Origin of the sequence: Mycobacterium canetti CIPT 140010059 (assembly GCF_000253375.1) — a bacterium.
Taxonomy (GTDB): Bacteria; Actinomycetota; Actinomycetes; order Mycobacteriales; family Mycobacteriaceae; genus Mycobacterium; species Mycobacterium tuberculosis.
In genome coordinates this window covers 2,196,791-2,211,349 of sequence record NC_015848.1, presented here as the reverse complement: position 1 = coordinate 2,211,349, position 14,559 = coordinate 2,196,791, and the positions used below count along the sequence as shown (strand labels likewise).

The following is a 14,559-nucleotide window of genomic DNA, read 5'->3' as shown; positions in this document are numbered from 1 at the left end:
GTGCACCCAGGGAAGGTCGGGGCCATGAATTTTTCAACATTGCCACCAGAGATCAACTCGGCCCTCATATTCGGCGGGGCGGGATCAGAACCCATGTCGGCGGCCGCGGTCGCCTGGGACCAGCTGGCGATGGAATTGGCCTCGGCAGCGGCCTCTTTCAACTCCGTGACGTCGGGCCTGGTCGGCGAATCGTGGCTCGGACCGTCATCGGCGGCGATGGCCGCTGCGGCAGCGCCGTACCTGGGATGGCTTGCCACGGCAGCGGCCCAGGCCCAGCGGTCGGCAACCCAAGCCGCGGCCCTAGTGACCGAGTTCGAGGCTGTCCGGGCGGCGATGGTGCAACCGGCGCTGGTGGCGGCCAACCGCTCCGACTTGGTGTCATTGGTGTTCTCAAACCTCTTCGGGCAGAATGCTCCGGCGATCGCTGCGATTGAGGCCGCATACGAGCAGATGTGGGCCATCGATGTGTCAGTGATGTCGGCCTACCATGCCGGGGCATCGGCGGTGGCGTCGGCCCTGACGCCGTTCACTGCGCCGCCGCAGAACCTCACAGGCCTGCCGGCCCAGTTGGCGGCCGCTCCGGCGGCCGTCGTCAACGCGGCGATCACCAGTTCCAAGGGTGTGCTGGCAAATCTTAGCTTAGGCCTGGCAAACTCGGGCTTCGGACACATGGGCGCCGCTAACCTTGGCATTTTGAACTTGGGCGGCCTAAATCCCGGCGGCAACAACTTCGGCCTTGGAAATGTTGGCAGCAACAACGTTGGCTTGGGCAACACCGGCAACGGAAACATCGGCTTCGGCAACACGGGCAACGGAAACATCGGCTTCGGCCTCACCGGCGACAACCAGCAGGGCTTCGGCGGCTGGAACTCGGGGACCGGCAATATCGGCTTGTTCAACTCAGGCACCGGCAACATCGGCATCGGCAATACGGGCACCGGAAACTTCGGCATCGGGAACTCAGGTGCCAGCTACAACACGGGTATCGGCAACACGGGCCAAGCCAACACGGGCTTCTTCAACGCCGGCATCGCCAACACTGGCATCGGCAACACGGGCAACTACAACACGGGCAGCTTCAACCTAGGCAGCTTCAACACGGGCGACTTCAACACGGGCAGCTCCAACACAGGCTTCTTCAACCCCGGCAACCTCAACACCGGCGTGGGAAACACCGGCAACGTCAACACCGGTGGATTCAACTCTGGCAACTACAGCAACGGCTTCTTCTGGCGAGGCGACTACCAGGGCTTGATCGGCTTCTCCGGCACACTGACCATTCCCGCTGCTGGCCTAGACCTCAATGGCCTCGGCTCAATCGGCCCCATCACCATCCCGTCCATCACCATTCCCGAAATCGGCCTGGGCATTAACAGTTCCGGGGCGTTGGTGGGTCCGATCGATGTCCCGCCTATTACTGTTCCCGCTATCGGTTTGGGTGTGAGTAGTTCGGGGGCGTTGGTGGGGCCGATCAGTGTTCCGCCTATTACTGTTCCTGCCATCGGTTTGGGTGTGAGTAGTTCGGGGGCGTTGGTGGGGCCGATCAGTGTTCCGCCTATTACTGTTCCTGCCATCGGTTTGGGTGTGAGTAGTTCGGGGGCGTTGGTGGGGCCGATCAGTGTTCCGCCTATTACTGTTCCCGCTATCGGTTTGGGTGTGAGTAGTTCGGGGGCGTTGGTGGGGCCGATCAGTGTTCCGCCTATTACTGTTCCCGCTATCGGTTTGGGTGTGAGTAGTTCGGGGGCGTTGGTGGGGCCGATCAGTGTTCCGCCTATTACTGTTCCCGCTATCGGGCTGGGCATTAACAGTTCCGGGGCGTTGGTGGGGCCGATCAATGTTCCGCCTATTACTGTTCCCGCCATCGGTTTGGGTGTGAGTAGTTCGGGGGCGTTGGTGGGGCCGATCAATGTTCCGCCTATTACTGTTCCCGCCATCGGTTTGGGTGTGAGTAGTTCGGGCGCGTTGGTGGGGCCGATCAATGTTCCGCCTATTACTGTTCCCGCCATCGGGCTGGGCATTAACAGTTCCGGGGCGTTGGTGGGGCCGATCAATGTTCCGCCTATTACTGTTCCCGCCATCGGGCTGGGCATCAACAGTACCGGGGCACTCGTTGGCCCCATCAACATCCCGCCGATCACTCTAAATTCTATTGGCCTAGAGCTATCGGCGTTCCAGGTCATTAACGTGGGATTGATTTCGATCCCCGCGTCTCCGCTTGCGATCGGCTTATTCGGCGTAAATCCCACCGTTGGCAGCATAGGCCCGGGTAGCATATCGATACAGCTAGGCACTCCTGAGCTTCCCGCGATTCCGCCATTTTTCCCCGGATTCCCTCCAGATTACGTGACAGTGAGTGGTCAAATCGGTCCCATCACCTTCTTATCGGGTGGTTATAGTTTGCCGGCTATTCCGTTGGGTATTGATGTGGGTGGAGGGTTAGGCCCGTTTACGGTGTTCCCGGATGGCTACGCACTTCCGGCTATTCCGTTGGGTATTGATGTGGGTGGAGGGTTAGGCCCGTTTACGGTGTTCCCGGATGGCTACGCACTTCCGGCTATTCCGTTGGGTATTGATGTGGGTGGAGGGTTAGGCCCGTTTACGGTGTTTCCGGATGGCTACGCACTTCCGGCTATTCCGTTGGGTATTGATGTGGGTGGAGGGTTAGGCCCGTTTACGGTGTTCCCGGATGGCTACGCACTTCCGGCTATTCCGTTGGGTATTGATGTGGGTGGAGGGTTAGGCCCGTTTACGGTGTTTCCGGATGGCTACGCACTTCCGGCTATTCCGTTGGGTATTGATGTGGGTGGAGGGTTAGGCCCGTTTACGGTGTTCCCGGATGGCTACGCACTTCCGGCTATTCCGTTGGGTATTGATGTGGGTGGAGGGTTAGGCCCGTTTACGGTGTTTCCGGATGGCTACGCACTTCCGGCTATTCCGTTGGGTATTGATGTGGGTGGAGGGTTAGGCCCGTTTACGGTGTTCCCGGATGGCTACGCACTTCCGGCTATTCCGTTGGGTATTGATGTGGGTGGAGGGTTAGGCCCGTTTACGGTGTTCCCAGATGGCTACGCACTTCCGGCTATTCCGTTGGGTATTGATGCGGGTGGAGGGTTAGGCCCGTTTCCGGTGTTTCCGGATGGCTACGCACTTCCGGCTATTCCGTTGGGTATTGATGTGGGTGGAGGGTTAGGCCCGTTTACGGTGTTCCCGGATGGCTACGCACTTCCGGCTATTCCGTTGGGTATTGATGTGGGTGGAGGGTTAGGCCCGTTTACGGTGTTCCCGGATGGCTACGCACTTCCGGCAATCCCGTTGGGTATTGATGTGGGCGGCGCCATCGGCCCCCTCACTACCCCGCCAATCACGATCCCCGCAATCCCGTTGGGCATCGACGTGTCCGGCAGCCTCGGGCCGATCAACATCCCGATCGAAATCGCGGGAACCCCAGGCTTCGGAAACTCGACCACCACCCCGTCATCGGGCTTCTTCAACAGCGGTACGGGCGGCACATCGGGTTTCGGGAACGTCGGTTCGGGCGGATCTGGCTTCTGGAACATTGCTGGGAATCTCGGCAACTCCGGATTCCTTAACGTCGGGCCACTGACATCGGGAATCTTGAACTTCGGCAACACCGTCTCAGGCCTCTACAACACCAGCACGCTAGGCCTAGCGACATCGGCCTTTCACTCCGGCGTCGGTAACACCGACAGCCAACTCGCCGGCTTCATGCGCAACGCCGCAGGTGGGACGTTATTCAACTTCGGCTTCGCCAACGACGGCACACTCAACTTGGGCAACGCAAACCTCGGCGACTACAACGTGGGTAGCGGAAACGTCGGTAGCTACAACTTCGGTAGCGGAAACATCGGCAACGGAAGTTTCGGTTTCGGAAACATCGGAAGCAACAACTTCGGTTTTGGAAACGTCGGCAGCAACAACCTTGGGTTTGCAAACACGGGTCCGGGGTTGACGGAGGCCCTGCACAACATTGGCTTTGGGAACATCGGCGGCAACAACTACGGCTTCGCGAACATCGGTAACGGCAACATCGGCTTCGGCAACACGGGCACTGGAAATATTGGTATCGGGCTCACCGGCGACAATCAGGTCGGATTCGGGGCGCTGAACTCCGGCAGCGGCAACATCGGCTTCTTCAACTCCGGCAACGGCAACATCGGCTTCTTCAACTCAGGCAACGGAAACGTCGGCATCGGCAACTCCGGCAACTACAACACCGGCCTGGGTAACGTGGGCAACGCCAACACGGGCCTGTTCAACACCGGCAACGTCAACACTGGAATCGGCAACGCAGGAAGCTACAACACAGGCAGCTACAACGCCGGCGACACCAACACGGGCGACCTCAACCCGGGCAACGCCAACACGGGGTACCTAAACCTCGGCGACCTCAACACCGGCTGGGGAAACATTGGCGACCTTAACACCGGCGCCCTGATCTCGGGCAGCTACAGCAACGGCATACTGTGGAGGGGCGATTACCAGGGTCTGATTGGCTACTCAGACACACTCAGCATTCCCGCCATCCCACTGAGCGTCGAAGTGAATGGTGGCATCGGTCCGATTGTGGTGCCGGATATTACTATTCCTGGTATTCCGTTGAGCCTGAACGCGCTGGGTGGTATCGGTCCGATTGTGGTGCCGGATATTACTATTCCTGGTATTCCGTTGAGCCTGAACGCGCTGGGTGGTATCGGTCCGATTGTGGTGCCGGATATTACTATTCCTGGTATTCCGTTGAGCCTGAACGCGCTGGGTGGTATCGGTCCGATTGTGGTGCCGGATATTACTATTCCTGGTATTCCGTTGAGCCTGAATGCGCTGGGTGGTGTCGGTCCGATTGTGGTGCCGGATATTACTATTCCTGGTATTCCGTTGAGCCTGAATGCGCTGGGTGGTGTCGGTCCGATTGTGGTGCCGGATATTACTATTCCTGGTATTCCGTTGAGCCTGAACGCGCTGGGTGGTGTCGGTCCGATTGTGGTGCCGGATATTACTATTCCTGGTATTCCGTTGAGCCTGAACGCGCTGGGTGGTGTCGGTCCGATTGTGGTGCCGGATATTACTATTCCTGGTATTCCGTTGAGCCTGAACGCGCTGGGTGGTGTCGGTCCGATTGTGGTGCCGGATATTACTATTCCTGGTATTCCGTTGAGCCTGAACGCGCTGGGTGGTATCGGTCCGATTGTGGTGCCGGATATTACTATTCCTGGTATTCCGTTGAGCCTGAACGCGCTGGGTGGTATCGGTCCGATTGTGGTGCCGGATATTACTATTCCTGGTATTCCGTTGAGCCTGAACGCGCTGGGTGGTGTCGGTCCGATCACCGTTCCCGGCGTCCCTATTTCCCGCATCCCCCTTACGATTAACATCAGGATACCGGTCAACATCACTCTCAACGAACTTCCGTTTAACGTCGCTGGTATCTTCACGGGCTACATCGGCCCCATCCCGCTTAGCACATTCGTATTAGGCGTCACGCTGGCCGGCGGCACCCTGGAGTCTGGCATCCAGGGATTCAGTGTTAATCCGTTCGGTTTGAATATTCCGTTGAGCGGTGCTACCAACGCTGTCACGATCCCTGGTTTCGCGATTAATCCGTTTGGGTTGGATGTTCCGTTGAGCGGGGGCACGAGCCCGGTTACGATCCCTGGTTTCGCGATTAATCCGTTTGGGTTGGATGTTCCGTTGAGCGGGGGCACGAGCCCGGTTACGATCCCTGGTTTCGCGATTAATCCGTTTGGGTTGGATGTTCCGTTGAGCGGGGGCACGAGCCCGGTTACGATCCCTGGTTTCGCGATTAATCCGTTTGGGTTGGATGTTCCGTTGAGCGGGGGCACGAGCCCGGTTACGATCCCTGGTTTCGCGATTAATCCGTTTGGGTTGGATGTTCCGTTGAGCGGGGGCACGAGCCCGGTTACGATCCCTGGTTTCGCGATTAATCCGTTTGGGTTGAATGTTCCGTTGAGCGGGGGCACGAGCCCGGTTACGATCCCTGGTTTCGCGATTAATCCGTTTGGGTTGAATGTTCCGTTGAGCGGGGGCACCAACGCTGTCACGATCCCCGGTTTCGCGATTAATCCGTTTGGGTTGAATGTTCCGTTGAGCGGGGGCACCAACGCTGTCACGATCCCCGGTTTCGCGATTAATCCGTTTGGGTTGAATGTTCCGTTGAGCGGGGGCACGAGCCCGGTTACGATCCCTGGTTTCGCGATTAATCCGTTTGGGTTGAATGTTCCGTTGAGCGGGGGCACGAGCCCGGTTACGATCCCCGGCTTCACCATTCCCGGATCCCCCCTGAACTTGACCGCCAACGGCGGCTTGGGACCGATCAACATCCCGATCAACATCACGAGCGCCCCGGGCTTCGGAAACTCCACCACCACCCCGTCTTCGGGCTTCTTCAACAGTGGCGATGGAAGCGCATCCGGCTTCGGCAACGTCGGGCCCGGCATTTCGGGCCTCTGGAACCAGGTGCCGAACGCGCTGCAAGGCGGAGTCTCGGGAATCTACAACGTCGGGCAGCTGGCGTCGGGCGTGGCGAACCTAGGCAACACCGTCTCGGGCTTCAACAACACGAGCACCGTTGGTCACCTCACCGCTGCGTTTAACTCGGGCGTCAACAACATCGGCCAAATGCTCCTGGGCTTCTTCTCACCGGGTGCCGGGCCGTAAACGGGCTCTTCGCAGTTGAGGGTGTAGGGCGGGTCGGCGCGTCGTTGCCGGGGTAGGGGTCGAGGTCTTCCGATGATGGGGTTTCCTACACCTCTCATCCGAAAGACCTCGACGTGCACGACGCTACCGGTGGTGCGGGCTTTGTCCGCCCCGATCTGACCGCTTTCTGCCGGCTTGATGAGCTCGGGGTGGAGGTGACCGGCCAACACCTGGATTCCGAGCGGGCGGTGCTGGCGTGTCGGATCACCGACGAGGATCGATGGTGTCGACGTTGCGGCGAGCAAGGCGCCGTCCGGGATACCGTAACCCGCCGATTGGCTCACTGGTGCACCATCCTTGTGTCGGTGATCTTGGATGGATTGCCCGATGCACCCGAGGCGCCGCTGGGTTATCGCCCTGCTCGCTTGACAGCCGTGATGTCCATCATGAGTTTTGCGGAGTCCGGCGGTTGCCCCGGACGCGCCGACCGTCGACAGGACTGAGCGCCGACGAGCGCCGAACAGTGAGCGATGCGGCAGCCGCGTTCGGGCCTCGCACGAGGGTGCCTCCCCACTGGGTCTAGCAGCGAGGAGGCTGTTATGGAGTCTACTGCCGAAACCACATTGCGCGACGAGCCGCAGAACGGCGTCACGGGTGGAATTGATTGGGCGCGAGACGATCACGCGGTATCGATCGTCGATGCGCGTGGCCGCGAGGTTCGCCGCGCCACGATCGAGCACAACGCCGCCGGACTGCGCGAGCTGCTCGAGCTGCTGAACCGGGCCGGTGTGCGCGAGGTCGCCATCGAACGCCCGGACGGCCCGGTGGTGGACACCCTGCTCGAGGCCGGGCTCACGGTGGTGGTGATCAGCCCGAACCAGCTGAAGAATCTGCGCGGCCGTTACGGCTCGGCCGGCAACAAGGACGACCGCTTCGACGCGTTCGTGCTCGCCGACACGCTGCGCACCGACCGGTCCCGGCTGCGTCCACTGCTGCCCGACACCGCGGCCACGGCCACCCTGCGCCGGACCTGTCGCGCTCGCAAAGACCTGGTCGGGCACCGGGTGGCGTTGGCCAACCAGCTGCGCGCGCACCTGCGCATCGTCTTTCCGGGCGTGGTCGGGCTGTTCGCCGACATCGACTCGCCGATCAGCCTGGCGTTCCTGACCCGATTCGACTGCCAGGACCGCGCAGACTGGTTGTCGGTCAAGCGCCTGGCCGCCTGGCTGGCCGCCGCCGGCTACTGCGGGCGCGTCGACCCCGCGGTGCTTCACGGCCGGCTCACCGGCGCCCCGCGCGGTGTCACAGGTGAGGACGGCGCCGCCAACGCACACATCACCCGCGCCCTGCTCGCTGCGCTTACCAGCATCGCCACGCAGATCAAGGCCCTCGACGCGCAGATCGCCGAGCAGCTCGCCCTGCACGCCGACGCGCACATCTTCACCTCCCTGCCCCGCTCCGGCACCGTGCGCGCGGCCCGGCTGCTCGCCGAGATCGGTGACTGCCGAGCCCGTTTTCCCACGCCCGAATCGCTGGCCTGCTTGGCCGGCGTCGCCCCCTCCACCCGCCAGTCCGGCAAAGTCACCCACGTCGGGTTCCGTTGGGCCGCAGACAAACAACTCCGCGACGCCGTCTGCGACTTCGCCGGCGACAGCCGCCGAGCCAACCCCTGGGCCGCCGACCTTTACAACCGCGCCCGAGCCCGCGGCCACGACCACCCTCACGCCGTACGCATCCTCGCCCGCGCCTGGCTTTACGTCATCTGGCACTGCTGGCAAGACGGCGTCGCTTACGATCCCACCCAACACCGAGCCCTGCAGGCTCTCCGTAACCAAGTTCGCCAAACGGCGGCTTGACACAGGGCTACTCATGAGCCCTTCGGGTGGCGCCCGACGACCTTGGTGCTTACCGTGCGCCGCTATCGGTGTGCCGGCTGCGCTCATGTGTGGCGGCAAGACAGCAGCGCGGCAGCCGAGCCGCGGGCGAAGTTGTCGCGCCATGGGCTGCGGTGGGCATTGGAAGCCGTTGTGTGCCAACACCTCACCATCGCCCGTGTCGCCGAAGGGCTGGGGGTGTCGTGGAACACCGCCAACAACGCCGTGTTGGCCGAGGGCAAGCGGGTGTTGATCGACAATGCGGGCAGGTTCGACGAAGTCACGGTGATCGGGGTCGACGAACACGTGTGGCGCCACACGCGGCGCGGCGACAAGTACGTCACCGTGATCATCGACCTGACCGGCATCCGTGAGGGCACCGGTCCGGCCCGGCTGCTGGACATGGTCGAAGGACGCTCCAAGCAGGCCTTCAAGACCTGGCTGGCCGAACGAGAAGAATCCTGGCGCCAGGCGGTGGAAGTGGTGGCGATGGACGGGTTCACCGGGTTTAAGACCGCCACCAGCGAGGAACTGCCCGACGCGGTGGCGGTGATGGATCCCTTCCACGTGGTGCGGCTCGGTGGTGAGGCGCTGGATAAATGCCGGCGCCGCGTTCAACTCGACACCTGTGGACACCGCGGTCGCAAGACTGATCCGCTCTACGCCGCGCGGCGCACCCTGCAGACCGGGGCCGACCTGCTCACCGACAAGCAAAAAGACCGGCTGACAAAGCTATTCGCCGTCGACACCCACATCGAAGTCGAGGCGACCTGGGGCATCTACCAGCGCATGATCAGCGCCTACCGCAACCCCGACCGCCGCAGGGGCCGCGAGCTGATGAGCGCGCTGATCGAGTCGATCAGCGACGCGGTCCCCGCGGCATTGACCGAGGTCATCACCCTGGGGCGCACATTGAAGAAACGCGCCGCCGACGTTCTGGCTTACTTCGACCGGCCTGGCACATCCAACGGACCCACCGAGGCGATCAACGGCCGCCTCGAACACCTACGCGGCTCTGCGCTGGGATTTCGCAACCTCACCCACTACATCACCCGATCCCTCCTGGAAACCGGCGGATTCAAACCCCGACTACACCCTCGATCATGAAGAGCCCGTAAACGGGGGCGGCGATGGTAGTCGCGACTGCGGGCCGACGCAGGTGAACGCCGGTGCGCTGGATCTTCGACAGGCCACCGCAGACGCCGTCTGACAGCATCCTTCGCGTTTCGCGATGTGCGCCACCTCGACGCACACCCGGTTGGCCCCCAAGACAGTTGGCAGCGCTGGCTACGCCTCCTTCGTGATCAACTTCCGCAGCGCCACCCGATCGGGCGTCAGCAGTTCGGCGATGCGCGGGTGGTTCACCTCGGCGACGATGATCTCGCCCACCTCCTGATTGACCTCGGTGAAGATTCCATGCGACTTCATCTTCGAGGTCTGGTAGAGGTTGTCGTCGGTGGGCGTGACGTAGTGCACCGCCTGCGCCTTGAAGCGGTGGACGAGCCAGAGGTGGATCAGGGTCATCAGCCGCTTTTGGCGTAGTTCCGCACCGAACGTGTTCTGGTCGCGTACCAACAGGATGGTGCGGCCGCGGCGATCTTGGATCGGTTGGAATATCACGTTGGCGAGCTTGTCATCGCTTTCGCCGTGGATGCCGAGCTCGAGCACCTCCGAGCCGGCCCGCTGCGGCCGAAGCTGTACGCGCAGTTTGTCTTTGAGCTGGTAGTGACCGCTCCACATGGCCAGCCATTCCTCTAGCAGCTTGCGCGGCACCTCAGTTTGCACCAAGTGCTGGTGCTGGGTGGAGCCCTTGCCCATTGCCTTCGTGGTCGCCGTGCGTCCGGAGGAGGCAGCCAATGCGGCGTCACTGCGCGGCCCGCCGACTAGCGTTTGCGGTGTGCGATAGGGAGATTCGACCAAGCGCATCTTGCGCTGCAACCGAGCCAGCGCCAGCATGCCGTCCTGGCGCAGCGCGGTGGCGAATTCCTCGGCCGCGACACCGTCGATCTGGTGCCCGCCATAGGTGATGAAGTTGAAGACGAAGCCCATTTTGCCGAGCTCCTCGGGGAAGCGCCGCATCTCCTCGTCGGTCATGCCGGTGGTGTCCCAGTTGAACGATGGTGAGAGGTTGTACGCCAGCATCTGGTCGGGGAACTCGGCATGGATCGCCTCGGCGAACTGTCGAGCGTCGGCGAGATCGGCGGTCTTGGTCTCCATCCAAAGAATGTCGGCAAACGGTGCCGCGGCCAGCGATTTGGCGATCGCATACGGTATGCCGCCGCGGATCTGGTAGTAGCCCTCCGGGGTCTTGGCCAGCTCGCAGTCCCATGGCGGATCGGCGCCCAGCTCCTTGGCCTTTGCCCGGGCGGCATGCAGCGATGCACGCGCGGCGAACGCCCGCCACTCCGCGGGAGCCATGCCAATGGGTTCGCCCTCGCTCTGACCGAATTCGAGCACGTCCGCCACGGCCTCTCCGTAGGTCATCAGGCCGGCGTCGTCCTCCCAGGCCGCCACGAACCGCGACTCGACCTGGTCGAAAATGCCGTCGATCGACTGCTGGCCGTCCTCCCGCCACGCGTTGACCGCGTCGGAGACCAAGCCGAAAATGCCTTGGCGCTCAAGCCAACCGCCGGCCGCCGCGTACTCGCTGTCGCCAAGCGCATAGAGAAGATGACCATTGAGCTCCTTGACGCCCAGTTCGTAAAAACGCCGCACCATTGCCAGGAAACAGGACTTGTAGGACGGTACGTCGAGCTTGGTCGCGCCGAGAAGGAACGGCTGGTCACGCTCGTCGGCGCGACTGTCGATCAGGTTGGCCGCCTCCGCGTCGGTGCGTGCGACGATGATGCCGGGCACCCGCATGATGTCGAGCTGGAAGCGGGCGGCGTTGAGCCGCTTGATCTGTTCGTCGGACGGCACCAGGACCTTGCCGCCCTGGTGGCCGCACTTCTTGGTGCCGGGTCGTTGGTCCTCGATGTGGTAGCCCGGCACACCGACCTCGACGAAGCGGCGGATCAGGTTGCGTACGTGCGGATCGCCGCCGTGGCCGGTGTCGGCGTCGGCGATGATAAACGGGCGGAAGTCGTAAGCCGGTGTCGCCGCACGCTGTCGCTCGCTCATCTGCAGGCGTAGATAGTGCTGGTTGCGGTCCGCGGTGAGCAAGGCGCGCACCAGCACCGCGGCATCGTCAGGCACCTGGCTCAGCGGGTAGCTGGCGAGGTCGGGCCCCGGATCTTCGGTGCTGGAGCCCTTAGCTGAGGTAGCCCAACCACCGAGGTAGATCGCCTCGATACCCATCCGCTTCATGCTCACCGCCTGCCCCGGCGAGTAGGGGCCAAACGTCGTGATGCTCTTGCGGGCTGCAAAGAGTTCGCGCAGACGCTCGTAGAAGGCGCCCGCCGCCTCTCGCGCCACGATGTGGTCGACGGGGATCGTGCCGCGCTGTTCCACAACTTGGCGGGCGGTGTAGAGCCGAATGATCCCAGCAAAGCGCGAGCTGTCGAAGTATCGCTGAGTGGCGGCTACGTCTTTCTCAAAGTCCTGCTCGAACGGTGTGTGGACCTCGGTGTCCGTTTCGGCGATGGCCATGGCCTTGCGCTCCTCTGCAGCCCCGATTCACCTGACGGACCGAGTGTATCCCCGGACGGGCGACCTAGATCACTGACCGATGACGGCTCGCAAATTCCGCAACGCCACTGGGGCGGTTCGAGACTAACTCCTACATGGTACTGAGCCGCACTAGCACCGGTAGGGTCATCTTGGTGCCGACCCAGTTGCGCTTTGACCGTTGGTTTCTCCCGCTTGCGGTGCCGCTCGGGCTCGGCCCCAAGAACAGCGAGCTATGGGTTGGGGCGGGGAGCCTGCACGTCAAGATGGGATGGGCATTTGCCGCCGACATCCCGTTGACGTCGATCACGAAGGCAGAGGCGACCAACGCAAGGGTCTACGCAGCCGGGGTGCACTTTGGATTCGGCCGCTGGCTGGTCAACGGGTCACGTAAGGGCCTGGTGGCACTGACGATCGATCCGCCCGAACAGGCAAAGATGTGGAAGAAGTCGATGACGGTGCGCGAATTGTGGGTCAGCGTTACCGACCCGGATGCGCTCGTCACCGCTTGCACGGCAAAGTAGCTGGCGTTTCACGAGGCTGGCGGCTCGCACGTGTTCGCAACCAGGCGCGCTGGCGACGGACAAACTGCGCATCGACGACCTTCCCGTGCCCCGGGACGTAGCTGGCGTCAGGGCCGCCGATCGCAAGTACCCGATCAAGCGTTGCCGGCCAGGCCGCCAGGTCGGAATCGGCGTCGATATCAGGATCGGCTGACTCCTCGACAAGATCACCGGTGAAGACCACCGTTGGGCCGTCTGCATGGCCGGTGGCCGGCGCCACCACGACGAGATCTGCTGTGGTGTGGCCGCTGCCGGGGTGAGTGATGGTGACGGTGCGGTCCCCGAGATCGACGGCTGCATCGTAGATCCCGTGCTGAGGTGGTTTCAGGGCCGCGATCGCGCGGTCAACCTCAGCTGTGTCCGCGCCGTAGCTCAGGGCATCTTCGCGGAGCCGGTCGGTAGCCGACCGTAGGTATTCGACGACCTCGGGAGCGCAGAACACCTCCGCTTGGTCGAACACCGAGGAACCCAGCACATGGTCGAAATGCTTGTGTGTCAACACAACATGCGTTACCTGGCAACCAGCGATCTGCGTGACGTCGGCCGCGATTGCTGTTGCTTCGCCGAGGGTGGTCCCGGTGTCGACGAGCAGTATTCCGGTGCGGCCCCGGACCAGCCCAACGGTGACGTCACAGAACGGCAGCCGGCAGCGATGCACGCTGTCGGTCAGGCGCTCCCAGTCGAAGTGCACAACCGCAAAGGTAACGCCCCGCCGAACCTCCTGATAACTCGTGCTATCACAGAGGGGTGTTCGCGGGTGCGACCCGTCAAGCCTGACAAGGAGAACATTATGCGAGCAGTGGTCATCACCAAACATGGCGACCCATCGGTCTTGCAGGTGCGGCAGCGACCGGACCCGCCGCCACCGGGCCCGGGCCAGCTGCGGGTCGCCGTCCGCGCAGCAGGGGTGAACTTCGCTGACCATCTCGCCCGCGTCGGCCTGTACCCAGACGCGCCGAAACTTCCGGCGGTGGTCGGATACGAAGTCGCTGGGACGGTCGAGGCTGTCGGTGATGGGGTCGACCCGAACCGGGTCGGCGAACGAGTCCTGGCCGGTACACGATTTGGTGGCTACTGCGAGATCGTCAACGTTGCGGCCACCGACTCGGTTGTGCTCCCCGATGCGCTGAGCTTCGAACAGGGTGCCGCGGTCCCGGTGAATTACGCGACCGCCTGGGCGGCGCTGCACGGCTACGGATCGTTGCGCGCCGGTGAGCGGGTGCTGATTCACGCCGCGGCCGGTGGAGTCGGCATCGCGGCGGTCCAATTCGCGAAAGCAGCCAAGGCCGAAGTGCACGGCACCGCATCACCCCAAAAACATCAGAAGCTGGCCGAGTTCGGTGTGGACCGCGCGATCGACTACCGCCGGGACGGCTGGTGGCAGGGATTGGGCCCGTATGACGTCGTGCTTGACGCGCTCGGCGGCACCTCGCTGCGGCGGTCCTACACTCTGCTGCGCCCGGGTGGAAGGCTGGTTGGCTACGGGATTTCGAATATGCAGCACGGCGAGAAACGATCGATGCGCAGGGTGGCGCCCCACGCGTTGTCAATGCTGCGCGGCTTTAACCTGATGAAACAACTCGAGGAGTCGAAAACCGTGATCGGTCTTAACATGCTGCGGTTGTGGGACGATCGCCGCACCCTTGAACCCTGGATCGCGCCGCTGACCAAGGCGCTCAACGACGGAACGATCCTGCCGATCGTTCATGCAATCGTGCCGTTCGCCGAAGCTCCTGAGGCACATCGGATTCTGGCCGCACGGGAGAACGTCGGCAAGGTGGTGCTGGTACCGTGAGGCGATGGGTGGCCCGGGGCCCGGCTGTCTGGTAAGCGCGGCCGCAAAA

The 14,559-nt window shown here is 62.6% G+C and carries 6 protein-coding genes and 2 pseudogenes; 6 read left to right on the top strand and 2 right to left on the bottom strand.

The window, feature by feature from the left end; translation table 11 throughout:
• The first annotated feature begins 24 nt into the window (after positions 1 to 24).
• From MCAN_RS10085 to MCAN_RS10070, 4 genes and pseudogenes are all read left to right on the top strand, one after another.
• Entirely contained in the window at positions 25 to 6,693 is a 6,669-nt protein-coding gene (locus tag MCAN_RS10085) for a PPE family protein (RefSeq protein WP_014001008.1), read from the top strand.
• Positions 6,694 to 6,806: 113 nt separating this feature from the next.
• A pseudogene (locus MCAN_RS22410) lies at positions 6,807 to 7,112 on the top strand (hypothetical protein); the annotation flags it as partial.
• A gap of 159 nt (positions 7,113 to 7,271) precedes the next feature.
• Positions 7,272 to 8,528 (top strand): IS110 family RNA-guided transposase, encoded by a 1,257-nt coding sequence (locus tag MCAN_RS10075; protein ID WP_014001439.1) that lies wholly within the window; start codon positions 7,272 to 7,274, stop codon positions 8,526 to 8,528.
• A 3-nt stretch (positions 8,529 to 8,531) separates the two neighbouring features.
• Positions 8,532 to 9,653: pseudogene (locus MCAN_RS10070) on the top strand (ISL3 family transposase); the annotation flags it as partial.
• A gap of 180 nt (positions 9,654 to 9,833) precedes the next feature.
• Here MCAN_RS10070 and aceA read toward each other — a convergent pair.
• A complete protein-coding gene (gene aceA, locus MCAN_RS10065) occupies positions 9,834 to 12,134 on the bottom strand; it encodes an isocitrate lyase ICL2 (RefSeq protein WP_041180087.1) in 2,301 nt (766 codons plus the stop codon).
• 134 nt (positions 12,135 to 12,268) lie between these two features.
• Here aceA and MCAN_RS10060 point away from each other — a divergent pair, with 134 nt between their 5' ends.
• Positions 12,269 to 12,676, top strand: a complete 408-nt coding sequence (locus MCAN_RS10060) for a hypothetical protein (protein WP_003409577.1) — start codon at positions 12,269 to 12,271, stop codon at positions 12,674 to 12,676.
• On the opposite strand, the gene MCAN_RS10055 is transcribed toward MCAN_RS10060, so the two are convergent.
• Complete coding sequence (locus MCAN_RS10055) at positions 12,654 to 13,406, bottom strand: MBL fold metallo-hydrolase (RefSeq protein WP_014001005.1); 753 nt, start codon at positions 13,404 to 13,406, stop codon at positions 12,654 to 12,656. The genes MCAN_RS10060 and MCAN_RS10055 overlap by 23 nt on opposite strands.
• Before the next feature lie 99 nt (positions 13,407 to 13,505).
• On the opposite strand from MCAN_RS10055, the gene MCAN_RS10050 reads away from it, so the two are divergent.
• Positions 13,506 to 14,510, top strand: a complete 1,005-nt coding sequence (locus MCAN_RS10050; RefSeq protein ID WP_003409570.1) for a synaptic vesicle VAT-1 family membrane protein — start codon at positions 13,506 to 13,508, stop codon at positions 14,508 to 14,510.
• The last annotated feature ends 49 nt before the right edge of the window (positions 14,511 to 14,559 follow it).